Origin of the sequence: Ensifer meliloti (assembly GCF_030064585.1) — a bacterium.
Classification (GTDB): domain Bacteria; phylum Pseudomonadota; class Alphaproteobacteria; order Rhizobiales; family Rhizobiaceae; genus Sinorhizobium; species Sinorhizobium meliloti.
Genome location: NZ_CP120366.1, coordinates 418,696 through 442,075 on the forward strand (window position 1 = coordinate 418,696; position 23,380 = coordinate 442,075).

20 protein-coding genes and 5 pseudogenes are annotated in these 23,380 nt (G+C 60.5%); 11 read left to right on the forward strand and 14 right to left on the reverse strand.

Annotation, left to right across the window (positions count from 1 at the left end; genetic code table 11):
- Positions 1–213 precede the first annotated feature (213 nt).
- Positions 214–723 (reverse strand): DEAD/DEAH box helicase family protein, encoded by a 510-nt coding sequence (locus PZL22_RS26360; RefSeq protein ID WP_010968015.1) that lies wholly within the window; start codon positions 721–723, stop codon positions 214–216.
- 13 nt (positions 724–736) lie between these two features.
- On the opposite strand from PZL22_RS26360, the gene PZL22_RS26365 reads away from it, so the two are divergent.
- Positions 737–955 carry a hypothetical protein gene (locus PZL22_RS26365; protein ID WP_080590601.1) on the forward strand — a complete coding sequence of 73 codons (219 nt, stop codon included), beginning with the start codon at positions 737–739 and terminating at the stop codon, positions 953–955.
- Here the strand turns inward: PZL22_RS26365 and PZL22_RS26370 are convergent.
- Positions 862–1,106, reverse strand: a pseudogene (locus tag PZL22_RS26370) (hypothetical protein); the annotation flags it as partial. The gene PZL22_RS26365 and the pseudogene PZL22_RS26370 overlap by 94 nt on opposite strands.
- Positions 1,107–1,110: 4 nt before the next feature.
- Complete coding sequence (locus PZL22_RS26375; RefSeq protein WP_014527976.1) at positions 1,111–2,031, reverse strand: LysR family transcriptional regulator; 921 nt, start codon at positions 2,029–2,031, stop codon at positions 1,111–1,113.
- Positions 2,032–2,185: 154 nt separating this feature from the next.
- Here PZL22_RS26375 and wrbA point away from each other — a divergent pair, with 154 nt between their 5' ends.
- Both wrbA and PZL22_RS26385 read left to right on the forward strand, forming a co-directional pair.
- Positions 2,186–2,824: an NAD(P)H:quinone oxidoreductase gene (gene wrbA, locus PZL22_RS26380; RefSeq protein WP_010968017.1), complete on the forward strand. Its 639-nt coding sequence runs from the start codon at positions 2,186–2,188 to the stop codon at positions 2,822–2,824.
- Complete coding sequence (locus tag PZL22_RS26385) at positions 2,821–4,059, forward strand: MFS transporter (RefSeq protein ID WP_010968018.1); 1,239 nt, start codon at positions 2,821–2,823, stop codon at positions 4,057–4,059. The genes wrbA and PZL22_RS26385 overlap by 4 nt, the downstream gene beginning before the upstream one ends.
- A gap of 175 nt (positions 4,060–4,234) precedes the next feature.
- Here the strand turns inward: PZL22_RS26385 and PZL22_RS26390 are convergent, their stop codons facing one another.
- Both PZL22_RS26390 and PZL22_RS31465 read right to left on the reverse strand, forming a co-directional pair.
- Entirely contained in the window at positions 4,235–5,770 is a 1,536-nt protein-coding gene (locus PZL22_RS26390; RefSeq protein ID WP_284718778.1) for an FAD-dependent monooxygenase, read from the reverse strand.
- Between the two features lie 101 nt (positions 5,771–5,871).
- A pseudogene (locus tag PZL22_RS31465) lies at positions 5,872–6,769 on the reverse strand (LysR family transcriptional regulator).
- A 63-nt stretch (positions 6,770–6,832) separates the two neighbouring features.
- Here PZL22_RS31465 and PZL22_RS26405 point away from each other — a divergent pair.
- A pseudogene (locus PZL22_RS26405) lies at positions 6,833–7,727 on the forward strand (DMT family transporter).
- Between the two features lie 214 nt (positions 7,728–7,941).
- Here the strand turns inward: PZL22_RS26405 and PZL22_RS26410 are convergent.
- Complete coding sequence (locus tag PZL22_RS26410; RefSeq protein WP_013845721.1) at positions 7,942–8,148, reverse strand: hypothetical protein; 207 nt, start codon at positions 8,146–8,148, stop codon at positions 7,942–7,944.
- Between the two features lie 268 nt (positions 8,149–8,416).
- Between PZL22_RS26410 and PZL22_RS26415 the strand changes: the two genes are divergently transcribed.
- Positions 8,417–9,133: a Crp/Fnr family transcriptional regulator gene (locus tag PZL22_RS26415; RefSeq protein ID WP_010968022.1), complete on the forward strand. Its 717-nt coding sequence runs from the start codon at positions 8,417–8,419 to the stop codon at positions 9,131–9,133.
- 665 nt (positions 9,134–9,798) lie between these two features.
- On the opposite strand, the pseudogene PZL22_RS26420 reads toward PZL22_RS26415, so the two are convergent.
- The 3 genes and pseudogenes from PZL22_RS26420 to bla (PZL22_RS26430) all read right to left on the reverse strand — a co-directional run.
- Positions 9,799–10,176 (reverse strand): annotated as a pseudogene (locus tag PZL22_RS26420) (Ku protein); the annotation flags it as partial.
- A 112-nt stretch (positions 10,177–10,288) separates the two neighbouring features.
- Entirely contained in the window at positions 10,289–11,185 is an 897-nt protein-coding gene (gene bla / locus PZL22_RS26425; protein WP_015445499.1) for a class A beta-lactamase, read from the reverse strand.
- Positions 11,186–11,354: 169 nt separating this feature from the next.
- Positions 11,355–12,359, reverse strand: coding sequence for a class A beta-lactamase (gene bla / locus PZL22_RS26430; protein WP_010968025.1), 1,005 nt, complete (start codon positions 12,357–12,359; stop codon positions 11,355–11,357).
- 102 nt (positions 12,360–12,461) lie between these two features.
- On the opposite strand from bla (PZL22_RS26430), the gene PZL22_RS26435 reads away from it, so the two are divergent.
- Positions 12,462–13,445: a LysR family transcriptional regulator gene (locus PZL22_RS26435; protein WP_010968026.1), complete on the forward strand. Its 984-nt coding sequence runs from the start codon at positions 12,462–12,464 to the stop codon at positions 13,443–13,445.
- Positions 13,446–13,926: 481 nt separating this feature from the next.
- Here PZL22_RS26435 and PZL22_RS26440 read toward each other — a convergent pair whose 3' ends face one another.
- A complete protein-coding gene (locus tag PZL22_RS26440; RefSeq protein WP_010968027.1) occupies positions 13,927–14,841 on the reverse strand; it encodes a LysR family transcriptional regulator in 915 nt (304 codons plus the stop codon).
- A gap of 78 nt (positions 14,842–14,919) precedes the next feature.
- Here PZL22_RS26440 and PZL22_RS26445 point away from each other — a divergent pair, with 78 nt between their 5' ends.
- Entirely contained in the window at positions 14,920–15,810 is an 891-nt protein-coding gene (locus PZL22_RS26445; RefSeq protein ID WP_284718779.1) for an NmrA family NAD(P)-binding protein, read from the forward strand.
- 304 nt (positions 15,811–16,114) lie between these two features.
- On the opposite strand, the gene PZL22_RS26450 is transcribed toward PZL22_RS26445, so the two are convergent.
- Positions 16,115–17,353: an MFS transporter gene (locus tag PZL22_RS26450; protein ID WP_026030104.1), complete on the reverse strand. Its 1,239-nt coding sequence runs from the start codon at positions 17,351–17,353 to the stop codon at positions 16,115–16,117.
- A 92-nt stretch (positions 17,354–17,445) separates the two neighbouring features.
- Between PZL22_RS26450 and PZL22_RS26455 the strand changes: the two genes are divergently transcribed.
- Positions 17,446–17,901 (forward strand): winged helix-turn-helix transcriptional regulator, encoded by a 456-nt coding sequence (locus tag PZL22_RS26455; protein WP_010968030.1) that lies wholly within the window; start codon positions 17,446–17,448, stop codon positions 17,899–17,901.
- 65 nt (positions 17,902–17,966) lie between these two features.
- Here PZL22_RS26455 and PZL22_RS26460 read toward each other — a convergent pair whose 3' ends face one another.
- Positions 17,967–19,061 carry an extracellular catalytic domain type 1 short-chain-length polyhydroxyalkanoate depolymerase gene (locus PZL22_RS26460; protein WP_010968031.1) on the reverse strand — a complete coding sequence of 365 codons (1,095 nt, stop codon included), beginning with the start codon at positions 19,059–19,061 and terminating at the stop codon, positions 17,967–17,969.
- Between the two features lie 286 nt (positions 19,062–19,347).
- Between PZL22_RS26460 and PZL22_RS26465 the strand changes: the two genes are divergently transcribed.
- Positions 19,348–20,157: a class I SAM-dependent methyltransferase gene (locus PZL22_RS26465; protein WP_010968032.1), complete on the forward strand. Its 810-nt coding sequence runs from the start codon at positions 19,348–19,350 to the stop codon at positions 20,155–20,157.
- A gap of 138 nt (positions 20,158–20,295) precedes the next feature.
- Here PZL22_RS26465 and PZL22_RS26470 read toward each other — a convergent pair whose 3' ends face one another.
- Both PZL22_RS26470 and PZL22_RS26475 read right to left on the reverse strand, forming a co-directional pair.
- The gene (locus tag PZL22_RS26470; RefSeq protein ID WP_014990285.1) at positions 20,296–20,643 is read right to left on the reverse strand and encodes a CHAD domain-containing protein; all 348 of its coding nucleotides are present in this window, start codon (positions 20,641–20,643) and stop codon (positions 20,296–20,298) included.
- Between the two features lie 177 nt (positions 20,644–20,820).
- Entirely contained in the window at positions 20,821–21,777 is a 957-nt protein-coding gene (locus tag PZL22_RS26475; protein WP_014990286.1) for a LysR family transcriptional regulator, read from the reverse strand.
- A gap of 195 nt (positions 21,778–21,972) precedes the next feature.
- On the opposite strand from PZL22_RS26475, the pseudogene PZL22_RS26480 reads away from it, so the two are divergent.
- Together PZL22_RS26480 and PZL22_RS26485 are read left to right on the forward strand one after the other, a co-directional pair.
- Positions 21,973–22,484, forward strand: a pseudogene (locus tag PZL22_RS26480) (SDR family oxidoreductase); the annotation flags it as partial.
- 194 nt (positions 22,485–22,678) lie between these two features.
- Positions 22,679–23,371, forward strand: coding sequence for a type 1 glutamine amidotransferase domain-containing protein (locus tag PZL22_RS26485; RefSeq protein WP_127625043.1), 693 nt, complete (start codon positions 22,679–22,681; stop codon positions 23,369–23,371).
- Positions 23,372–23,380: the final 9 nt, after the last annotated feature.

The following is a 23,380-nucleotide window of genomic DNA, read 5'->3' on the forward strand; positions in this document are numbered from 1 at the left end:
CCGGCCGTTTGGCAAGCCGGTTCGTCGTTCCGAAAGCTGCCGGTCGCCGAAGCCAGATCAGCGTCGCTCGGCGTGCCAAGGCAGGCGACTGCAAGCCACCCCTGTGCGCTTCAAACATCATTGGCTACTCCGCCAGTGAGCCATTCCAAGCGGCTAGGGTCTTTCCTGCAATATTCGAGTGCTTTCCATCCCATTCACAATACTTTTCGGGCTTCAAGTGAGTTGAGCGAGGATACCGTCGACGACGCTTTGGACGGTGCCCGCCGTGTCGATATTGATGCCGGCTGGCAGGTATTCCCGGGTATCATGGTAGCGGAGTACCAACGCGCGCTCTGCCGGCTCGAAGCCCGGCTCATTTGGCCGCCCATCTAATCGTCGGTTCAACGTCTCGACGTCTGTGTCGAGCACGAAAACCTTGTCGAAAAGGTCGAGGAATTTGTGGAAATTGCGCGAGCCACCACAGAAGAAGGTGACAGGATAGGTGGTGTCGGCAGCAATAACGCGGACCTTGTCGACAGGCCAGATCCAGTGCGCGTACCCCCAAACGATGCGGTCCGCGCCTTTGGGTGGTCCTGCGAGCGCCTGGCCTGTCTCAGGATCGCCGACATAGGCCAAGACCCGGTCACCATGGACGACATGGTAGCCCCGCCGCTCCAGTTCGGTAGCGACAGACGTCTTTCCAGTGCCGGAGCCGCCTTCGATCAGATAGTTCTTAATTCCCATAGGCGCCGTTTACATGGCATTCAATCCGGTGAGAAGAGACTCTAGTGCGGACGCTTCACCAACGAACTCACTTGAGCAAGGAAGGTTTCGGTACGCCGACCGGTTCGACGGCGGCAGTGGCACCGATCTGGCGAACTACTACGATGCCGCTGCGGACGTAGTCGTTGATCTGCCGAAAGATTTGAGCCGTGCTTCGAGGATCAGGTTGAACGGCGTTTCTATCGCGCTCTGAAAATGGGTGATTCCGGCTTTGCGGAACACCCGGTCGGGCCTACTTTGCCAGCCTGCGCCCCAAGCACCATTCGGCCGCCCTCGGAAATCGCGTGGGCGCCGCAGATCGTCATCGAGGCTGCGTAGTACATTCTGGCCACAGGCGAGAAGGTGGCATCACGGCACCGTTCGGTGGCCGGCCATGCGCAGCAACGCGTCGCAAAATGCACGTGTGGCGGGGCCGAGATGCTCGTCGGTCCTATGCATCAGGTAGGCATTTGTCAGCGTTTCGCCTTGCGGACCGAATTCCGCGGCGGGAACCCGCACGAGCCGGCCTTCCGCCAAATCGCGCTCGACCAGCCAGAGCGGCAAGTTTCCCCAGCCGATTCCGGCGAGGATGAGCGCATGCTTTGTCATGTTGTCACCCACCCGCCATGTTCCAGGAGACAGAACGTTAAAGTCGCGGCCTCGTGTCAGCGGAGATGGATCCTCGGCAACGACCTGCACATGGTCCGCCAGATCCGCGGCTGTGACCGGATTCCCCGCTGCAGCCAAGACAGCGAGTGGGTGGCTCGCAGCGACGACGGCGGCGCGCGGCACAAGGGCGAGCGCCCGCCGTTCAATATGTGGATCGGGAAGATCGATGCCACTGATGGCCACAGCGCAGCGGCGCTCCCGTAGCGCATGAACTGCTTCTCCGAGAGATGCCGTGAGTAGCCGTATGGCGACCGAGGGATAGTCCCGGTGCATTTCCTCCAGTGCAGCACCGGCGAGACCGGGCGGAAATTGCGGATCGAGCGCGATCGTCAGCCCAAGTTCGACTCCCCCGCCAAGTCCGCGAGCACGCGCGCGCATTGTGTCTGTCTTGAGAAGGATGGCGCGCGCATCGCTCAGTAACGAGCGGCCCGCCGGCGTTAGCACCGGCCGGTGCCCGGAGCGGTCGAAGAGGCTGACCCCGAGCTCCGCCTCCAGATTGGCAACCGCATGGCTGAGTGCGGATTGAACTCGGGAGAGGCGCGCAGCGGCCGCGCGGAAGCTCCCCGTCTCCGCTATGGCGACGAAGATGCGCATCTGGTCGAGCGTAAGGGCATCCAACATGATCTATTCCATAGATCGACTTGGCCGATTTTTTCACAATTACCCTGATCACTCGCCCATTTCATCTATTGGTTGGCAGAAGGCAACCGGTGCTGACCGGCACGGAGGCAACCTCGTCCGCGTCCGGTCACCCGCAACAAGACAGGACGAAGAGATGACCAAGATGCTCGTGCTCTACTATTCCTCGTATGGTCACATCGAGGCAATGGCGAAAGCGGTCGCAAATGGGGCCAAGCAGGCGGGCGCCACCGTGGCGCTCAAGCGCGTGCCGGAACTCGTGCCGGAGGCGGTCGCTAGGAGTTCAGGATACCGGCTCGGCCAGGAAGCGCCCATCGCAACCGTTGCCGAGCTTGCCGACTATGATGCAATCGTCATCGGCACGCCGACTCGCTTCGGCAACATGGCGAGCCAAATGAAGAATTTTCTCGACCAGACCGGCGGCCTATGGGCCGAAAACAAGCTGGTCGGGAAGGTTGGCAGCGTCTTCACCTCTACGGGCAGTCAACACGGCGGACAGGAGTCGACGATCCTCTCCACGCACGTCGTCATGCTGCACCTCGGCATGGTGATTGTGGGCTTACCATACAGCTTCAAAGGCCAGATGCGTATGGACGAGATCACCGGCGGTTCGCCATACGGCGCCTCGACGCTGGCTGAGGACGAAAACCACCGCGACCGCAGCCCGAGCGCCAATGAACTGGACGGCGCACGGTTTCAGGGCAGGCACGTCGCCGAGGTCGCAGCTGCCATGCAGCTCGGTCGCAGTCACCTTCAGCCGGAGCTGGTCCGTTGATTGTCTCCCAATTCACATCGGGCGGATCGGCATGGCCCCGGATTTCGCTCGTCGTGGGCGCGGGCGTGGTGTCTGCCTTCCAGGTGGGTAAAGCGCCGGCCGCACTTGCCGCGGTACAGGGGGATCTGGCGCTCAGTCTCGCCGCGGCGTCGTGGCTCATCTCAGCTTTCGCCATCCTCGGCGCTCTGGCCGGTGCTCCAATCGGACTGGCTGTCGACCGCATCGGGGCCAGAACAATGGCTTCCCTTGGCCTGCTTCTTCAGGCTGCTGGTTCGGCCTTAGGCGCGCTATCGCCTGGCTTTACTGCCCTTCTCGCGACAAGGGTGATCGAAGGTCTCGGCTTTCTCTGCCTTGTTGTTGCCGCCCCCGCCCTGATCGCCGGATTAGCCCCGATCCAGATCCGCGACCGGGCGATGGCACTGTGGGCAAGCTTCATGCCAGTGGGCTTAACAGTGATCATGCTCGCCGCACCGCTGCTGAGCATCGTCACTTGGCGCGGGTTTTGGTTCTTGAATGCCTCGATCCTCGTCAGCTACGCGATGCTTCTCAGGTGGGGCCTGCACCCGCCACCCAACCACCCGCGACCGTACCGCAAGATCCATCAAGACATCGGTGAGGCGCTTGTTTCGCCCGGACCCTGGGTGCTGGGAGGTCTATTCACGGCGTTCTCGGCGATCTTCTTTGCCGTATTCGGCCTTCTGCCACCGCTGCTTTCTCAACGCCTCGGGATAAGCAATGAGACGGCGAGCATGTTGAGCGCGCTGGCCATAGCGGCGAGCGGCGTCGGCAACCTCGTGTGCGGACAGTTACTCGCCCGCGGCTTCCAGCCGGCGCGCCTGTTGAACTTCAGCTTCGGCATCATGGCCCTTTGCGGGATCGGGATCTTCAGCCATACCCTGTGGGCCATCGCCTCCTATGCGCTCTGTGTCGTCTTCTCTTTCGCCGGCGGGCTGATCCCCGTCGTCATTTTTGATAGCGCGCCGCGTCAAGCCCCGGGGGCTGAACTCGTCGGCGTGACCATCGGCTTCGCCATGCAAGGCAATAACCTCGGCCTCATCATCGGTCCTGCCGCCGCCAGCGGCCTTGCCGGCGCATTCGGCTGGCCGATGGTCTCCGTCGCTGTTGTTGGGATCGCCTTCGTGGCAGCGCTGCTTGTGCTGCCCTTCAACAGGAGGCAATTGACTGAAGCCGCTTCCGGCCAAAGCCCACTTACGCGCGCAGGAGGTCGATTCTGAACCCCGGTGCTGCGCCCTCAAACGCTTCCCGCCAGTTTCACCGCCTGGGTGAGTGCGGAGCAAAGAATAAGAATGCGACGGCGACGCATCTCCTCCGTTCCCCTGATGCGCCTGGGGCGCAGCGCCGTTGATCCGGCACGCGTATCGAAAATCGAACAGCGCTGTTCCAGTAGACCTATAGCGGCTTGCCCTCGTTATGAGCTCCTGGTCTATAGTCCGCTGGCGCTCCGAACCATGTCCACAATGCGTCAACCAATCCACGCCGGGTTGAATCTCCGACCCAGGCGACATAGCCATCGGGTCGGACCAGCACAGCGCCGGGAGCAGTGACCTTTCCGAACACTGGAAGCTCCCACGCGCCGGCATACTGCGCGTCGACGAGCTGGACCCGATCAATCCAGGGTTTGATATCGAACGCGCCGGGCTTGCCCAAGTTGAGGAGTATCGGCCGCGCCGAGTGCAGTAAGGTGTAAACCCGTACTTGGCCACTGGCGGTCACCAGGTTCAGATCGGGCATCCGGCGTCCGAGCAGCGGGTGTCCCTCGCCGAGATCGTAGTGAATATCCAGGCCTGACATCATGGCTCCAAACCGCTTGCGCGGCTCGTCCATTTGCAGCAGTTCTGCCACGACGCTCCGCGCGGCCTCTGTGCGATCGTCAGGGCGCAGCAGCGCGACTTGCGCCAACGTGTTGCGCAGCACCCGGGCTGCGACTGGGTGGCGCTCTGAATGGTAGGTATCCAGTAGGGTATCCGGTGATGTTCCACTGACCGCTTGGGCCAGCTTCCACCCCAAATTTACGGCATCTTGCACACCGGTATTGAGCCCTTGTCCACCAACCGGCGAATGAACGTGTGCGGCATCGCCTGCCAGCAGCACCCGCCCCTTGCGGTAGGATGCTGCTTGCCTGGCCATGTCGGTGAATCGCGAAATCCACGTGGGGCTGTGCACGCCGTAGTCGGTTCCGCACGCGGCGATCAGCGCGGCGCTAAGTTCGCGCAGGGTGGCCTCGCCAGCCGCTCCGCGGACATGCTGTTCGGGTACCAGAACGCGTACCGGTCCTTCGTCCTTATAGACAACCTCGCCATCACGGATCTCATATTCCAGTCTGCCGAAAGAGTGGATCCCAAGAGGGGTGTGATGGGTGCCCATCGGCGGCTGTTCGGTAATTTCGACCTCCGCGATAAGGCTGCTTGTCGTCGATTCCCATCCAGAGAATTCAATCCCTACTTTCTTCCGAACAAGGCTGCGACCGCCATCGCACCCGACGAGATATTCGGCCCGAAGCGATTGACCGTTGGACAACTTCATGTCTACGCCGATGTCGTCCTGTTCAAAGTCCGATACCGCACTTCCGCGATATATCGTGACGTCCAGCTCGTCGGCCCTGCTGGCAAGTATGCGCTCGATGTGGTTCTGCCACAGCCCCAGCCCATAGGGGTGCCTCGTCGGGAGGTCGCTGATGTCGAGCTTGGTCGCGGCGAAACCCGTGACCTGGGCCACCTGTCCTTCGGAGAGGAACCGGTCAGCAATGCCCCGCTGGTCGAGAACCTCAATAGTGCGGGAATGGAGACCGCCCGCACGCGATCCCACAATGGCCGGGCTGACGCGCTTTTCCACGATGGCAACATCGATCCCGGTCAATGTCAACTCGCAAGCGAGCATAAGCCCTGTCGGACCTCCTCCCGCAATGATTACCGCGTGCTCAGTCATCGACAGATCCCCGCGCGGCAGCGTGACATAAAGCGCACCGACTCTCTCCTAACTGCAACCGCCATAGCGGAATGCGGGCTGAAAGCCGCGCACGCATTTTCTCATTCCGCTCTAGGCTGCGACTGACGAGCCTGGCTCCGCAGACGATGGATCAGTCTGTCGATCGCCCCGTGCCGCGCACCTGATCGCGTAACGACGTGAAACCGTTCCACGTTATCCACCACAGCCGGATGAACGGAAGCAAGCCATCCGTTCGTGCTGCTCGATACCGTAGGGCTTGCGCCCTAAAACAATGCCCATGCCCGAAGCCGCTGCTATTAAAGCCAGATCGTGGCCGCCGAAGGTCCGATCCTTGCCTTCGGGGTGATATACCAGATCCTGCGCGGCCAGCCAGAGGCGCCAACCAGCCTCGGACGCATCGTGGATCAGTGGATAACGCAGCAGATCCCTGGCAGCCGGGTCAGGGCCCAGTTCAAGAGCAATCCTTTGGCAGGCAAAAGGCTGCAGACCTTCGTCGAACAAAGGCTCCGAGACGACATTTGGCTAGCCGCCACGGCCCAGCCGAATGGCAATGCGCGCGTCGGAAAGCGCCATATGTGCGTTGTCGATGTCCATCTCGATCCTGAGGTCGGGCGGCGTGCCTTCGAGGGCTGCCAGTCTCGGTGTCAACCAAAGACGCGCAAAGGACTGCACGAGGCCGACACGAACGGTATCGAGCCCATGATCCGAACGACCCATGCCTCGACTGTCGTGCAGCATCGCCAAGGCGAGTTCTATGCGTGCGGCGAAGCGCTCGCCGTCGAGTGTCGCTCGCACGCCTCGCCCGTGACGGCCGAAAAGACGGAGACCGGCCCAGCGTTCCGTCGCTGCGACACGTCGGCTGACGGCGCCATGGCTAATGCCAAGCGCAGCCGCGGCAGCCGAGAACGAGCCGAGGCGGTAAGCCGACAGGACGGCCTGAAGCGCCTCGAGCGGCGGCAGTTCATCGTTGTGCGTCATGAGCACATCTGAATGTCGGCGCGCATTCTATGTCAACAGATGTTTGTGTGGCACACAGCTCGCATGAACAAAAATGCAGCTGACATCCCCATGACGCCCTTCTTGCCGGCACTTGCGATTGCAGGAACAGTCATCACCTGGTCTTTCTCTTTTGCGGCGATCGGCTATGCATTGCGCGAAGTGGAACCCTTGCCCTTGGCAGCTATCCGCTTCGCGCTGGCGGCGGTCTTCGCGATTGCGTGGATTGCCTGGCGGCGTCCGCGATGGTTCCTCCCCCGGGATTTCGTCGTTCTGGCAATCAGCGGCCTCCTTGGCATTGCCGCGTACAACGTGCTCCTCAATTTAGGGCAGGCAGCCGTCTCCGCCGGCGCTGCCGGCTTCATCGTCAACACACAGCCGCTTTTCATGGTGCTGCTCGCGGTGCTCTTCTTGAAAGAGCGTTTCGGTCGCTGGAATTGGGTTGGAACGATAGTTGGCTTTTCCGGAGTGGCCCTGATCGCCTCGGGGCAGCCCGGGGGTCTGTCGTTCGGGACGGGATCGACGTTGATCGTGCTCGCCGCAGCCTGTGCAGCGGCCTATTCCATCCTCCAGCGCCCTCTCTTCGCCAGAGCCGAGCCGCTCGACGTGACGGGCGCTCGTCATCGTTGCCGGCGCTCTCGCCCTCACGCCCTGGCTACCGGCCGGCGTCTCCCAATTGATGCGCGCGCGTCCGGACACCTGGCTGATGATCATGTTCCTGGCCGTCGGTCCGGGCATTATCGGTCAAAGCTGCTGGACCTACGCACGCAAGAGTTTCGGTGCCGCGCGGGCAGGTCAATTTCTCTATTTGGTTCCACCGTCCTCTGTTGGACTGGCGTGGCTCCTGCTAGGTGAAATTCCGCAGGCAAACACCATTCTTGGCGGCGCACTGGCTCTTGCCGGAGTCATCATTGTAAACAGTTGGGGACGTCGCTCCTGATACGGGTCGTCAGAATTCACCTTCTCCGATGGCCGACAGTTCCTGACGATAAATTATGCAGGTTCTTGTTCGATACATTATGCCATCCTTCTAGCACGGAACGTGAACATCCTCGCGATAAGGCGTGCCCTTGAGGAACCGCTCCAGGTAACCTGCAACGCTTGTGAGTACGCAGGCGCGCAGGTGCGCTTCAAGGTGATCGGGAGGTGCTGCCTCACAAACGTTCCGCCGCCGCGGTCAGGCCGACAGCGTCGCGTATTCCGGACTGATAGGCACCGATCAGCCTCGCTGCGAGTATTGCAGCCTCCTCGGACTTCAGTGGCAATGCTCGCAATTCCAGTTCGCGACGAAAAACGCCCTCGATCATCTCGAGCTCGTCAGGCCCTAGTGGATCAAGGGTGGGTACTCTTTGGGGTCTCATTAGCTCTTCCTCCGGCCTGGCGATCGCCTCGATTGGGAAAGTCTACGCGCCTTGGTCTACATGGCGAGTCAATACTGCGCCCAAGGACAAAGGGTCCGGAACCGTACGGTCACCGCCCGATTGGAGACGACTGGCCTCAGAATGTTGCTGACTTGCACATAGTCGATGGGCAGCCGGCATGCTAGAGTCATGTAATACCGATCCGCAATACTTGGCAGAAAGCTGCCAACAGAGCCGCGGCACCCCCGGCTCCCATTAAGGGAAGGCAATGGCGATTCCACCCGAAGCCGCGGTTGACAACCAGTTGCTGGACCTGCTTCCGGAGCCTGACTATAATCAGATTGCGCCCGACCTCGACTATGTCAAAGTGACTAGAGGCGCTCTTATTGCTACGGCCGGCGCCCCCATAGACCATGTTTATTATCTCACGTCCGGGATTGGCTCCCTGGTCGCCTCGACGCCTGAGGGTAACAAAGCGGAGGCGGGTATCTTCGGGAGTGAAGGTTATATCCCGACTTCTGCTGCTATGGGCGTAGAGCTCAGTGTGCACGACATCATCATGCAGATCGAAGGAAACGCCTACCGGATGGAGTTCAGCGCATTCCGGAAATGGATGGATCGCAACCGGAACTTCGCCAGGGTGATGATCCGATGCATTGAGGCCTTCTCGATTCAGCTTACCTACACTGCGATTTCGAACGCGTTGCACGGAGTGGACGAGAGATTAGCCAGATGGCTTCTGATGTGTCACGATCGTGTATCAGGCGACGAGATTCCTCTGACGCACGAGTTCATTTCGCTGATGCTCGCGGTTCGCCGTCCAAGCGTCACAACGTCGCTCCACGTCCTTGAAGGCAACGGTTTCATTCGCTCGAACAGGGGCAACATTATTATCAGAAACAGGCAAGCCCTCGAAGAGTTCGCGCGGGACGCCTATGGCAAGCCGGAGGCGGAATACCGCCGACTTATGACTGCGCTCTTCTGAACCGCGGAAATACGCCTCCAGCGCGCCCTCCTGCAAATAATTCTGCCGTCGCCAGCCGCAGGGAGTCGAGAAAACGACGCTCCCAACGATTGGAGATGCAAGCCTTTGATCCTTCATGAGCGTGGCGGAGTCTCCGTCTGGGAATGGGCTCCGTTGCTGTCTTTCACGACGCGTTCTTCTGGTACACGGCACGCGACCGCCAGGTTCGTTGCAAGAGGGCCGACGCAATAACGGCCGCGCATATAGGCATACTGCCGGAGGGGCAGAAGACAATGTACCGACAGGATGGTTGAGCGTAGCCGATTATTGTCGGCGAGTTCCTTCGAGAATGAAGAGACCGTGCGACGGGCTGAAGCTTCAACAAGCTCTGTGACGAATATCGCACGATGAACGACCTCCTGGATGATCGCGAGGTAGAGACGGGGCGCCTCAAACACCGTTGAATCTGTATGAATGGAAGAGCTATTTGCGCGCACCGAGGCCCATCAACCGGGACGATCGTTTTCGTTTTCCCCGGTAATCGCTGCCAACGGCAAGCCAGCGGAGGGCGCGGGATACCTCGCCGACCTGCGAACCCTGGTCGCCCTTCAAGCACGGCAGCCATTCATACGGGCACGCGGCAAATGGAAGGCCGCATCAGAGGCCGGACAGTTGTCAGCACCCGACCGCGCGCCGCTATACTGTCTTTCAAAGATTCTTAGATCGTTGGCCCTTGAACCTTCGGGGTGCACGCTTCGGCAGGGATTTTCCTTCGAGCTTGGCCTTGATCAACTCGGCGAGTGTGGCTCGTAGCGATCATCGCACTCTTCGGCTGAGGATGTGCCCTTCTTCATGCCAATGATGTGCCTCGCCAAGTCGGGCATATCGGCCTCAATCTTGATGTCGGGGATCTCTTTGAAGGCCTCCTTGGCGCTGCGGACCTCGTAATCAAAGTTCAGCGTGGTGGCGATCAGCCCTTTATCATGCGGGCGCAGCATGACGGCGCGCATCCGGCGGAAGAGGACCGCTTGGGCGACGGCCACCACCTTCAAACGACTACCGCCGCAAAGAAAGCGAAGATTGTCATGATTCAGGCACTGCCGCTCCTCATCGCTGCGAGGACCGTCCGCTCCTAGACAGCGCCGCAGGAGCGCAAGATCCTGCGGCTCGTGTAGCTCATGCCAGCTCCGCCACTAGGCGCCCGACCTCAGCGACGACCGCGTTTCGCTCGTCGGCGGATATGGTGGGAATCTCACAGTAAGTAGCCACAACGATTGCACCCCGGTTCGGTGACCACGCTACTGCGATATCGTTATTGTTGGCGTGCTGGTTTCCATTGCCACCGGTTTTATCCGCGATCATCCATGACTCTGGCATACCAGCGCGCAGCCGTGAGTCCCCCGTCTTGTTCATGACCATCCATCCGGCGAGTTGCGCACGGGAAGACCTGGACAAGACCTCACCGAAGATCAGCTTGCGCAGGGTCTCCATCATGGCTCCAGGTGTGGTGGTGTCACGTAAATCGTCCGGACCGTCGTGCTCATTCAATTCGGGCTCGAAACGATCGAGGCGCGTTAATTCGTCGCCGAAGGAACGGACAAATTCGGTTAGGGCTGGAGGCCCCCCGAAGCTCTCAAGCAGAAGGTTTATTGCCGTATTGTCGCTCTGCGTCAAGGTCGCCATGCAGAGTTCCGCGACCGACATTCCCTCACCGCCGACACGCGTTTCTGTGACGGGTGAGAAGTAGACGAGGACTTCCTTCGAAAAGACGATCCGCCTATCCAGCTTTTCAACTCCTTTATCGACGCGCGCGAGGACCATTGCCGACGCAAGTGCCTTGAACGTGCTGCACATCAAAAATCGCTCGTCCGCCCGATGCCCCACCCGCGCTCCGGTCGAAAGATTGAGCGCGGCGACTCCGACGCGGCCACCATGGCGCCTTTCCAGCTCAGCAAGCCTTGCCTCAAGTGCGTGCTGCAATTCTGCCCGGGCGATAGTCGAAACGGTGGCAAGCGCAGGCATGGCGAAGATCGCTCCTGCGAGCGCGCGCCGGCGCGAAATCAAGGTCGTCATTATCGTTTTTTCCTTTCTTGTAGTGGCTCTTCAGGGGTCGCCGTCAAAGGCCGAGACGGCATAAGTGGCTATGTGAGGATCCGAGGCCTCCACAAATCGGCGAGATTTACGGTCTGTCCGGACCACTCAGCTTGCAAGAGATGAAATGAATCATCCCTCGTCGCAGCGACTACTTGTAAGCTGCCGTAATGGCTCGGGCCGCTGCGGCAATCGTGGCGGCGCGCTCATCTTTGCCAGCACGAGACTCCGCCACGAATGCGGCTACGGCAACGTGAGTGCCGTCCGGGGCAGTCAGAATGCCGACGTCGTTGGTCACGCCATTGATACCGTTGCGGGTCTGGCTCGTGCCTGTTTTGTGCCCGATCGTCCAGCCTGAAGGCACGCCGGCACGCAGGCGGTCGGGGAAAGTTACAGTCCTATTCATGACTTCGAGAAGGTGCGCGGTCGAGGATGCGGAAAGGAGTTGGCCCGTCGCCAGTCTGTGCAGGAAACCAACCATTTCGATGGGCGTGGCGGTGTCGCGCGGATCCTTGAGGTACGCTTCGAATGCGGCTTGACGCCTGGCATCGGCAACCTCTTTGCGAGCCTGCTCGAGGCGTTCCGGGAACACGAACTCCGGTGTCCAGGTCAGCCCGTCCGTTTCGGTTTGAAGCTCCCGCTCCGTTCGATCGATCCTGATTCCCTGCAGCCCTGCTTCGTCGAGAAACGCCTGCACCGCCTTCGTGCCTCCCAGGTGCGAGATCAGGACGTCAGTCGCGGCGCTGTCACTTTCCACCACCGCGCGGCTGACCAAGTCCCCAATACTGGTTTCAAAGGAGCCCCTTTCGGCGACGATATCGGCGATGGGCTGGATGTTGACGCTCAGATCGCCACGCCGAATAGTAAGGCGGTCTCCCAACGCGATGCGACGGTCGTCGACCGCCTGCATCACGGCCGCGGCCACGACGACCTTCATCACGCTCTGCAGTGAGAAACGCTGCTCACCATTCACGCAGATTGCGGGCGACGCCTCATCCCGCACGCAGATGCCTACTCGCCCAGGATGTGCGTTGGCGAGAGCCGTGAGTTCAGAGCGAAGACGGTCCCGATCAGATAAACCGCTCGCGATCAACTGAGTTGGGACGAGGCTTGCAAAAACTGCGAGCGCAGCGGTCAAGCTAACGATTTTTGGCATACTTTCACCAGTTTGGAGGATGTGCTCCAGAGCTATTGCCACATCGGTGAAACTGAGCCAAATGATAGGTTCTCATCTTAAACTGAACAGGATTCAGTTCACGTGGATTGGCGCAGAATCGACCTCAACCTTCTCAAGGTGCTGGCAGTTATGTTGGAAGAACGGAGCGTCGCTCGCTGCGCCGAACGCCTCTTTGTTTCCCCTTCTGCAGTCAGTCATGCGCTCGCCAAGCTAAGACAGATGTTTTCAGACCCTCTGTTCGTCAGAACGGGCGGCGGAATGTTGCCAACCGCGCGTGCACAAAGCCTTGAGCGCTCGCTTTCTCTTTTGAAAGCAGTATTGGACGTCGAGCTGGAGGCCGGTCGAGTGAGCGCGCCGGGCGCGACATTCGAGCCCGGCGAGTCGGTGCGAGACATTCGGATCGTTTCTCCAGGAGCTCTGGAGATCTCGCTCCTGCCAGTATTAGCAGCAATATTGCGAAGCCGCGCGCCGCATTGGTCGCTCACAATCGAACCGTTCGAGCGTCGCAGCTACGAGATCGATCTCGCCACAGGCCGGGTCGACTTTGTGCTTTCTGTCGGAGGCGCCACACCTACCGGAGCACTCGTCGATGCTGCCGTCGTGTGGGAGGATGAGCTTGTCGTTCTGGCCGGCCCGCGCTCGGCGCTCCATGCCGGTTCCGATCGCATTTCGACCGAGCTTTACCTGGCGCAGCAACACATCTATCCGGTTCCTTGGCCGACGTCACAGAACTACCTCGATGTGGAACTGGCGCGAGCTGGAAAGCACCGCAAAATTGCCTTCTCCGTGCCGAGTTATGCCGCCCTGGGGCATGTGCTCGAGGCTACGGATCTGATCGCATCGATGCCGGACCGTTCCGCCCGAGCGCTGATCTGTCGCCATCCTGATCTCCGGCTCATTCGCCTTGACCCACCCCGACGATCACAGCTTTCGTTGCTTTGGGGTATCTCCGCCTTGCAAGAGCCGGCAATCTCGTGGGCTCGAAGCATAATTCAAGACGCCGCAGCCAAACATGGCGACGCCGGCGGAGGAACGGCCAACAGGATCGGAAGCGGCCAGGATTAGGGCGCTTCTGTCGAGACCTATCCCGCCCTGCACGTTTCGCACGGCTACTCTGCGGGCCAAGGCCCGAGCAAGCTCGCAGAGCACGCCATAGTGGCCACTGGCCCACGCTGCTTCCATGGCGTGCCTGCTACTGGAACCATCGCGCCTATAGCGACTGTCTTCATCGACGCGTTGGAGGCGTCCAGGTCACCGAGGTATTGATTGAGGAAGGCGCCTGGTCGAGGCGAGCGGCTTGTTTAGTTGATTGTAGCGATCCGCTCGCCGGATGCTGACTTACCGAAGCCGACAATTCGATCAATTGGCCGCCCTATCTTGACTGAGGCCATGCAAGTGACACCTGGCCCCATCCCGGGCCTTGTCACATTGGCCGATTGCCAGAGATTTCCGGCACTTAATTGCGATCCCAAACGAGAGGAGACGCCTCATTGGCATGCTCGATCCGGAGCACTCGCGCCGCTGGTCTGCAGCGGCTGCGGGAACGCTATAGGCCGATATCGGCAACGGCCGCGGCGATCGTTCTGCGCAGCCAGACATGTCTCGGGGCATCCTGATGGCGCGCATGCCAGGCGAGGCTTATGACCACGCTACCCAGGTCGAGCGGCGGCGACGCCATGACGAACCGCCGCATGTCAGCGGCAGTTCGCGCAAGGCTGGACGGCAGCGTCATGACAAGGTCGGAACGCGCGGCGATTTCGACTGCCGCGAAGAAGCTCGGCACCCGTACCTTCACCCGGCGTTTTCTGCCCGAGCGAGCGAGGATTTCATCGACCCATGCTCGGCCGGTCCCGGTGATGCTGACCACGACATGATCCAGTTCAAGAAACCGTTCCAAAGTGAGCTTCCTGGCCGCGGTAGGATGCTCGGCGCGCATCAGCGTTACGAAGTTATCCTGGTAGAGCTTGCGTTTTTTGACTCCCGCAGGTGCGTCCTCGACGACGCCGATGAGGGCATCCACAGCGTCGGCCTCAAGCGCCTCGAGCGGCCGCAGCCCTGGCGGCACAACCTGGAGATCGACGGCCGGCGCTTGCACCGCGAGACTGGCGATCAGCCGCGGGGCGAGTACTGCAGCTTCGAGATCCAACATCAGCAGGCGCACGGACCCGGTCGCCTGCATCGGATCGAATGTTCTGCCGTCGAGAAGTTCGCTGACGCCTGCCAAGGTGTTGCGTAGTAGAGGACGCAGATCCTCCGCGCGCGAGGTCAGCAGGTATCCACCCGGTCCGTCCACCAGAAGTGCATCGGAGAAGAGTGCCCGTAAGCGCGCAAGCGCCCGGCTGACAGCGGGTTGGCTCATGCCAAGCCGCATCGCAGCTCGGGTAACGCTCCGTTCGTCCAGCAGTGCATTAAGGACAACTAAGAGGTTGAGGTCGGCATGCCTTAAATCCACTTCGCGCATCGCTTCTATACACTCCATGCATTCGACGCATGGCAATGTGAACGCTAGTATCCAGGTCGTCAACCAAGGAGAACCGACATGTACGTAGTGCTTGGAGCAAACGGGCGAGCCGGCAGCGAGACCGCTCACGCCCTGATCGATTTGCGCAAACCCGTCCGAGTCGTGCTGCGGCGGCCGGAGCAGGCCGAAAAATGGACGAAGCTCGGAGCGAGTGTAGCGATCAGCAGCATCGAGGATGTGCCAAGCCTCGCCGCAGCATTGAGCGGAGCCTCGGGCGCCTTCCTGCTTTCTCCCCCGCCCGTGAGCGGCGATCCCTACAAGCGCGCGGACGAGATCGGCAGCGCACTTGCAGAAGCGGTGCGACAGTCTGGGCTGTCAAAGGTCGTCGCCTTGTCCTCCGTCGGTGCCCAGCACCAAACGGGTACAGGTGTCATCGCAACGCTCAATAGCCTCGAGAAGCATCTCGCGGAGGTAGCGCCGTCGACTACCTTCTTGCGGCCGGGTTATTTCGTCGAGACTTGGGGCGAGATAGCACCGGCAGTGATCGCCGACGGCGTGCTTCCGAGCTTTCTCGAACCCTCTCAGAAGATCCCGATGGTGAGCACAATCGACGTAGGGCGCACCGCCGCCTGTCTGCTCAGTGACGAATTCAGCGGCAAGCGGATCGTTGAGCTGCGGGGTCCGCAAGACTGGAGCGCGAACGATGTTGCGGCCGCATTCGGCAGGGTACTCGATCGCAATGTGGTGACCGCATTCGTTCCGCCAGGGGCTCGTGCTGCGGTTCTCGCCCAGGAAGGAGTCCCCGCGAAAGTCGCCGATGCGCTGCTCGGCGTGTATGATGGCATCGCCAACGGCAGGGTCGAGCACGAAGAAGGTGCCCAACAGCGCCGCGGCTCCGTCGCGTTGGCCCGCGCGGTCGAAAGGATTGTGCGGGAAGTGGGAGAGGATGCTAGCGGCCTGGCTACCTGAGCCTGCGCGGCTCCTCTAGTGCGTTGGCCAGAACACGAGGTCGACTTACCGGCGGCGCAACCGCGGGCGACAAGCCGGCCGACTACTACCGGAGCTGGAACTATCGGGGAGCTTCGCGGGAGTAAGATAGGCTCATCATCGCCGAACAACCGGCGACGTTCAAAACTATGCCCTCAAAGCCACAAGCAACTCAGGCCCTGAGGTTCGGTGGCGAGACTCACCTGCCGGCCGCGCCTTGAACGCCGGGGGAAGTTATATAGTCGTGGTCAGACGCCGCAGAATGCAGCTTTGCTCTAACACTTAGTCAGGCCATGCGCTTGGGAAGCGTTATCGCCCAAAAGAGGAGTGCCGCCGCCGCAATGCCGGCACCAAGCATGCTTACTCCCGTCCACGCCCAACGGGCATAGACCAGGGTTGAGATAGAGGAGCCGAGAGCAGATCCGGTCGAGTAGAATACCATATAGGCGGCGGTGAGGCGACTTTGGGCTTCAGGTCTCACCCGGTAGATCAGGCCTTGGCTCGCCACGTGAACGGCCTGGAGCCCGAAATCGAGCAGCAGCACCCCGGTAACGAGGAAAAGGATCGAATAAGGAAGCAGCCCGATCAAAATCCATGAGCAGAGCATCAGCGTGAGCGCCACGCCGGTAACGCGCTGGCCGAAGCCTTCGTCGGTCCAACGTCCCGCCCTCGAAGCCCCCAGCGCGCCCGCCGCGCCCGCTAATCCGAACAGACCGATCGCAGCATGCGACAACGAATAAGGCGGGGCGCTCAAGGGAAGGACGAGCGGCGTCAAAAGCGTCGTGACATCGGCGAAGATCAGAAACGCGAGGATCGCCCGGACACGCAGGACCGGCTCCTGCAGAAACAACGTGAACAGGGATCCGATTAGCTTCGGATAAGAGACCGCCGGACCGCTCTTCGGCTGCGCTGGCACGACACGAGCGAGAATTGCGGTGATAGCGAGCGTGAACGCAGCCGACAGCAGATAGACCGCGCGCCAGCCGGCAATGTCGACGACGGCGCCGGCCACCGTCCGCGCCAGCAGGATGCCGAGCACGATTCCGCTTGTCACCGTACCGACGACTGCGCCGCGCTCCTCGGGTCGTGCGAGGCTTGCCGCATAGGCGACGAATGCCTGCGTAGCCACGGCGAAAAAGCCCATCGCAATCAACGCCGGGAAGAGCACCTCTTCTGTCGGAGCAAAGCCGACGCAGAGCAATGCCAGAACCGATAGGAGAGACTGGATGATGACGAGCTTGCGCCGGTCGACCAGATCCCCCACGGGTACAAGCAGGACGAGACCCAGTCCGTAGCCGAGCTGGGTGGCGCCGACCACGAACCCGATAGTCGCCCGCGGCAGCGAGAGATCGTCGGCGATCACATCGAGAAGCGGGTGCGCGAAATACGCGTTTGCGACAGCGAGGCCGCTCGCTGCCGCGAAGAGCAGAGTTAACGACCGAGATAACCCTGGCTTCGAACGCTTTCCCGACGTGGTATCGCATGCCGGTGCGATAGCCGTGGATTCGATCTCACATATCGACATGAGGCCCTTCGACAGTTGCAACATTAAACTATTTGACGGATATCGCGGAAAGTTTAATATTGCAACTGATTTTGGAAACTGAACGAGCATGCATGGTCCGACGCAAGAGTCACATCTCAGACTATTGTCCGAGCGCCCGATCGCTCGACGTGATCGGCGATTGGTGGTCATTGCTGATCGTCCGCGATGCCTTTGACGGCGTGACGCGCTTCGGCGAGTTCCAGAAGAGCTTGGGGATCGCAAGGAACATCCTCACCGCCCGTCTTCGCACCCTTGTCGACCGCGGAATCCTGGAGGCGGTGCCCATATCCGAAGGTGGGGCGCGCCAGGAATATCGTCTCACGCAAATGGGGCGTGATCTCTTCCCCGTCATGGTGGCGTTGCGACAGTTCGGCGAGCGCCATCTTTTCGCGCCCAACGAGAAGCGCTCGAAGCTCGTCGAACGATCGACCGGACGACCCATACGCCTCGATGTGCTGACAGAAGACGGGCGCCCGGTGAATTCTGAGGAGACGGTTATCCTCAAGATCTCGGAGGACCTAGGGTAAGCAGGGCTCCTAGCGTCAGCCCACCCTGAGCCAGGGGGATCAGGGGTGTCACTGATGCGGGGCTGTCAACGCATTAGTCCCGCCGAGCGCAGTGCCCTTTCGATTACCGCCTGAATGTCTGCCCGCCGATCCCACTGTGATCGGTGCGCAGCCTGATGTGGCGGCGCGGGCTGTACGGAACCAGCTTTTTCCGGCTGGCGGCGGGACAACGGCGTAAGGCCCCATGAGCGGGCAATGTGCAGGGTAGAGGAAATTCCCACGTCCAGCATATATGGTGCTGTGTGTCCGTAGCCAGATGCGACCTTGAGTGGTGTCCCATGGCCCATACCTTCGATGAGGTAGAGCTCGATCGCGTCCCTACCGGATCGGTCTCGCCAGGCCAGCCTTTTGTGCCCGTCGACCGTTTCGACCGACGAAGGGTTCGATGGGACACCATGGACGCCGCTCCATTGAGCGATGATCGCTTTGGCGTTCGCCTCCGCAACGGTCCGGTCGTTTGTGCCGTGCCACACCGATATGGTCGGCCATGGACCGGCATGGGGCGAGGCGCCGGACAGCCGGCTTCGCAGGCTTTCCACATCGGGAATGCCGTGTCCCCGCATGCGATCGAAGGCTTCTGGTACTGTCGTAGCAGCGGCAAAAGGGAGGCCAGCGATGATCGCGCCGCCGGTGAAGATCTCCGGATAGGCGCAAAGCGCCGCGTTGGCCATCGCGCCTCCCGCCGATAGCCCGGTGATGTAAACCCGACGACGGTCGATGCCATATTCGACAATTATGGTCTCCACCATCTGCCGTATCGAGTGGACCTCTCCCTGGCCGCGCCTAATATCGCTTGGGGTGAACCAGTTGAAGCACACATTTGGGTTGTTGGCGGGAACCTGCTCCGGATAAAGGACCGCGAACCCGAAATCTTCAGCGATTTTCGACCACCCGGATGCGTGATCATAACCGGCAGCATTCTGCGTACATCCATGGAGAACAACGACCAAGGCCGGTGACTCTTTCAGGCCGACAGGAACATGGTACCAAGCTTGCAAAGCTCCGGGATTTGAACCGAACCGTTGCAACCGAGACAGCCTCGACCTTGCGGTAGCGGCGTGGCCACTCTTGTCCTTACGAAATCTGGCCAGTCGCTCCAGTGTATCGGAAAGGGATCGCATGTCGCCTCCTCGCTGTCGCCGCCAGGCGATCATGGGTGCTACGCGGCAGATTGCCTCTTGTTGCTGCACTGCACAATATTCTAGTTCCGCTGCCTTGTCCTACAAAAATCACGTGCCTTGCCCATTTCCGTCGAAACCCGGGGAAATGGACGCTGGTTCCGCTAAGGCGGTTTGTCAGTCGAATTTACCTCGACTCCGGCTCTCAATGCTTGGCAAGGATAAGATGATCGTTGCTGCTGATGCGGCGGAGAGGGTACCCTCTTGATCCGGCACTTTGGAGGAAGCAATGCAACCGAAGCAAGTCCGCCTCACCGGCGCAACGGAAACCCTGCTCATTACGCTCCAAGCCAAGGCAGCCGAAAGCGCCATGCCGGATTCGCTGCTTCGCGACCGCTTTGCTGCAGATGCATTGCACCGTCTTGATCCGGATGGGCGGCACCTTGAGATTGGTCACGACATGACAATCGGCATCGCGCTGCGGGCCTATATGCTTGATCGCTGGACCGAGGCATTCCTCCAGCGCTGCACGGAGGCCACTGTTCTGCATCTCGGCTGCGGTCTCGACAGTCGCATCTTCCGGATCGATCCCGGGCCGAGAGTTCGCTGGTTCGAACTGGATGTCCCTGATGTCATTTCCTTGCGGAAACGGATCTATCCCGGCCGTGCGGGCTGCACAACGATTGCCTGCTCGATTGTCGAGCGTGGCTGGATTGAGAGACTTCCCGCCGACAAACCGACGATGATCGTCGCCGAGGGTGTTCTCCCGTATCTGGAAGATCATGAGGTTTCGCAGGTTCTGCGCCGGATCGCCGGGCACTTTCCCGAGGGCGAGATAGCTTTCGATGCCTATAGCAGTACTGCGATACGGCTACTGCGCTTCAATCCGGCGATCCGAGCCACCGGTGCCAGTCTCCAATGGGCGGTCGACGACCCGGCAGAGCTGGAGCGGCAGGTACCGGGGCTACAGCTCATTGAGGATCGTTCGGATTGGGACGTCGGCCAGGTGGCGCGGATGTCACCCGCCGCCCAGGTGGCGCTGCAGCTCTTCAGCACCATACCTTATCCTATGGGGCGCCTCATTCGGTATGGTTTCTGAGCGCATCGCAGCGGCGGGATGATCACACGATCCGAAAGAAGAAATGATCCAAATCCTGCCGCGACAACTGTTTTCCCCTGCCTCAGCGCCAGAAGCGCTTCGCGTCAACAAAGGCATCATCCGCTTCCGCGGTAGCGTTTAAAAGCGTGCCTTATCGGCAGCACTGACAAGGTCCCCCGCTCCCGGAACGCCCGAAAGAGCGAGCTTCGACAGCATATCGGGAGCGGTCGCAAGATCGTTCAGGCTACCGAGTTGATCCTGAAGTCCCTCCATCGCCGTGATAAATCGCTTGTGGCGTTTGGTTTCCGCCTTGCCCATACAGAGAGGGCTGAAAAACTCCGCCGCATAGCGCAGTTTCTTTGCCGTTATCCGCAGCTGATGGCGGGCCTCGTCGTCGAGATCGACAAGATTGCCGCCCCTCGTCACCCTCTTCCAAAGCTTGTCCAGGACAGTAGAGGCGAAAATCTTTGCTGGGCTGGCGAGCAACGCCGCGCCCTTTTTTGTCGCTCCGCCAATCTTTCGTTGAAATCCATTCGGCGAAGTCGATGATCAACGATCTCGCGCGCCACGAACGCGGCTTACGGATCGTTCGAACTCCGGGAACTGTGGGAGTCAAAAGGGCCGAGGAAACGGTGCCGCGCGCCGTGCAAAGCGATGACGCCGCTAGACTTTCACGGATGTCCTGCGCCCTGGCCCGGAAAGCGCCAGACAGGTGCCTAACCCGTCACTGGCAAGGAAATCGATGAGCGTCCGCGTGGCCGCCGAGAGGCGGCGGTGTGGGGCGAAGATGAGCGAGAAAGGCCGGGAACGGCCGCGCGCGTGCTCCAGCACATCGACAAGACGCCCCTGTTCGATACGGCCCCGCACAATAAAATCGTAGGTCTGACAGATGCCGAGGCCGTTTTCCGCCAACGAAACCACACCCAGCACGTCGTCAAACACGCGGATGCGACCAGGTGGCGTCCAGTCAACGTCACGTCCCTCGACACGAAACAGCCATGGGGCGCACCGGCCTGTGCTCGGCATCACGAACGGCAGGCACTGATGTGTCGCCAAGTCTTCGACACTCCGCGGAACGCCAGCCCGTTCGAGATAATGCGGAGAGGCAACCAGCCGCAAAGGAGCATCCTCCAGTTTGCGCGCCACCAGCCCGCTGTCGGGAAACGGGCCGAGGCGGATCGCCAGATCGTAACCCTCCGCCACCAGATCGACATTGCGGTTGGTGATGCTCAGTTCAACCTGGACTTCTGGGTGGATCTGCGTGAAGCGGTCCAGCATCGCCGGGAGTCGATAGTGACCGTAGGTCGTTGGCACGCTGATGCGCACATGACCCGTCAACGACGCTCCTGTTGGGCCTTGAATCGCCCGCTCCGCATCATCGATCATCGAAAAAGCGGCTCGGGCCTGCTCCAGATAGGCGCGGCCTTCATCCGTCAGTCTTAACCGTCGCGTGGTTCGACGCATCAGTTGCGCGCCAAGGCGGGCTTCAAGACGGGTAATCGCCCTGCTGAGGACCGACGGCGTCGTCGACAGTGTGACTGCGCCTTCAGTCATCGAGCCTTTTTCGGCAACGGTGATAAATGCCTCCACATCGCCAAGATGATCAAACCGCCGTCCCATTTTGACCCCTAGCGAATAAGTTAGTTTCTTTGGGACAGCTTTATCCTCGATTTTGGCATCAATAAAGTGCTTTAGCCCTTCCCCCTGTCGGGTGGAGACCAAATTCCGCGTCAGCTCCCAGACGCCACCTCTGATAGCAAGACCGAAAGGCATGCATCATGACCCAACAACGTACGTTTCTCGTGGAAAGCCGCACTCCACGATATTTCCAAGCGGTATGGGATCGACGGGATAGTCAACAATGTCGGCCACGTGCGGCCAGCAAGCCCTTGGCGATGTCGACCTCGACGCTCCCGATGCGATCCTTCGCCTGAACTTACATCCTGGCATTCGGGCCGTGCAGGCAGCTTTGCCCCGAATGCGAGCGAATGGACGGAGCCGTGTCGTTAATATCTGCAGCCTCACCGTCGGCATCGCCGAGCGAACTGCTTATGCGGCCGCAAAGGGGCTTGGTCAGCTTCACCAGGACGTGGGCGCTCGAACTCGCGCAAACAGGCATTACGGTCAATGCAGTGGCGCCCGGCCCGACCGAACCGAACTGCGAAGGGGAATACCAGTATTTGACGGGTGTTCCCATGCATCGGCTCGGTAGGCCGGACGAAATTGCAGCCGCGATCCAGTTCCTCTTGTCAGAGGACGCCGGTTTCATCACCGGCCAGACACTGTTTGTTTATTGTGGCGCATCGATTGGGAAGGCACTGCTCTGAGGCATTTCGCGTCGGGTGAACCAGACAGAAGGGCAGCGGAACCGTCCCTGTGGCACGGCAGCGTATTATTGGCCACCATTCTGTCCTTCTGCGAACAAATGAATTCCTCGAAAGCCCATTTATCCACTTTCGCAGCTTTAATACGTTCAAGGCAATCGATGCGATCCAACTCATCCCGATTTCAGGAGCAGATCATGACAAGCGCAACTCAGGATCTCAAACCGGTTCTCTTCGTCCTCACCAGCCATAGCGTCAAAGGCGAAACTGGCGAATACACAGGCTTCTACCTCGGCGAAGTCACCCATCCCCTCGCCGTCCTCGATGCCGCCGGCATCCCGGTCGAGTTCGCCTCGATCGCCGGTGGTGAACCGCCGGTCGACGGCCTCGACCTCAATGACGCTGTCAATGCGCGCTACTGGAACAGCGAAGGCTTCCGCCACGCCATCCGCAACACGTCGCGTCTTTCCGATGTCGATCCAAAAGACTACTCCGCCATTTTCTTCGCCGGTGGCCATGGCGCTATGTGGGATTTCCCGACAAGCCCGGCCGTCAACAGCGTCGCCCGCGATATTTATGAGGCTGGTGGTGTCGTCGCCGCCGTTTGCCACGGCCCCGCGGCACTGGTCAACATCACCCTGAGCAGTGGCGCCCACCTGGTTGCCGGCAAGAATGTCGCCGCTTTTACCGACGACGAGGAACGGGCCGTCAAGCTGGACAAGACGGTTCCCTTCCTGCTTGCCAGCACGCTTTCCGCCCGCGGTGCACATCATCATCCGGCCGCCGATTGGGCGGCCAAGATTGTCGTCGATGGAAGGCTGGTCACCGGCCAGAACCCGCAGTCAGCAACGGGCGTCGGCGAAGCTCTACGCGACCTGCTGACCGCATAACCCCGCATC

Bases quoted from the DNA above. Each gene is read 5' to 3' on its own strand.
- PZL22_RS26360 (WP_010968015.1), bottom strand. From the start codon at position 723: ATGGGAATTAAGAACTATCTGATCGAAGGCGGCTCCGGCACTGGAAAG.
- PZL22_RS26365 (WP_080590601.1), top strand. From the start codon at position 737: ATGGCATTCAATCCGGTGAGAAGAGACTCTAGTGCGGACGCTTCACCA.
- PZL22_RS26375 (WP_014527976.1), bottom strand. From the start codon at position 2,031: ATGTTGGATGCCCTTACGCTCGACCAGATGCGCATCTTCGTCGCCATA.
- wrbA (WP_010968017.1), top strand. From the start codon at position 2,186: ATGACCAAGATGCTCGTGCTCTACTATTCCTCGTATGGTCACATCGAG.
- PZL22_RS26390 (WP_284718778.1), bottom strand. From the start codon at position 5,770: ATGACTGAGCACGCGGTAATCATTGCGGGAGGAGGTCCGACAGGGCTT.
- PZL22_RS26410 (WP_013845721.1), bottom strand. From the start codon at position 8,148: ATGAGACCCCAAAGAGTACCCACCCTTGATCCACTAGGGCCTGACGAG.
- PZL22_RS26415 (WP_010968022.1), top strand. From the start codon at position 8,417: ATGGCGATTCCACCCGAAGCCGCGGTTGACAACCAGTTGCTGGACCTG.
- bla (WP_015445499.1), bottom strand. From the start codon at position 11,185: ATGACGACCTTGATTTCGCGCCGGCGCGCGCTCGCAGGAGCGATCTTC.
- bla (WP_010968025.1), bottom strand. From the start codon at position 12,359: ATGCCAAAAATCGTTAGCTTGACCGCTGCGCTCGCAGTTTTTGCAAGC.
- PZL22_RS26440 (WP_010968027.1), bottom strand. From the start codon at position 14,841: ATGCGCGAAGTGGATTTAAGGCATGCCGACCTCAACCTCTTAGTTGTC.
- PZL22_RS26445 (WP_284718779.1), top strand. From the start codon at position 14,920: ATGTACGTAGTGCTTGGAGCAAACGGGCGAGCCGGCAGCGAGACCGCT.
- PZL22_RS26450 (WP_026030104.1), bottom strand. From the start codon at position 17,353: ATGTCGATATGTGAGATCGAATCCACGGCTATCGCACCGGCATGCGAT.
- PZL22_RS26455 (WP_010968030.1), top strand. From the start codon at position 17,446: ATGGTCCGACGCAAGAGTCACATCTCAGACTATTGTCCGAGCGCCCGA.
- PZL22_RS26460 (WP_010968031.1), bottom strand. From the start codon at position 19,061: ATGCGATCCCTTTCCGATACACTGGAGCGACTGGCCAGATTTCGTAAG.
- PZL22_RS26465 (WP_010968032.1), top strand. From the start codon at position 19,348: ATGCAACCGAAGCAAGTCCGCCTCACCGGCGCAACGGAAACCCTGCTC.
- PZL22_RS26475 (WP_014990286.1), bottom strand. From the start codon at position 21,777: ATGGGACGGCGGTTTGATCATCTTGGCGATGTGGAGGCATTTATCACC.
- PZL22_RS26485 (WP_127625043.1), top strand. From the start codon at position 22,679: ATGACAAGCGCAACTCAGGATCTCAAACCGGTTCTCTTCGTCCTCACC.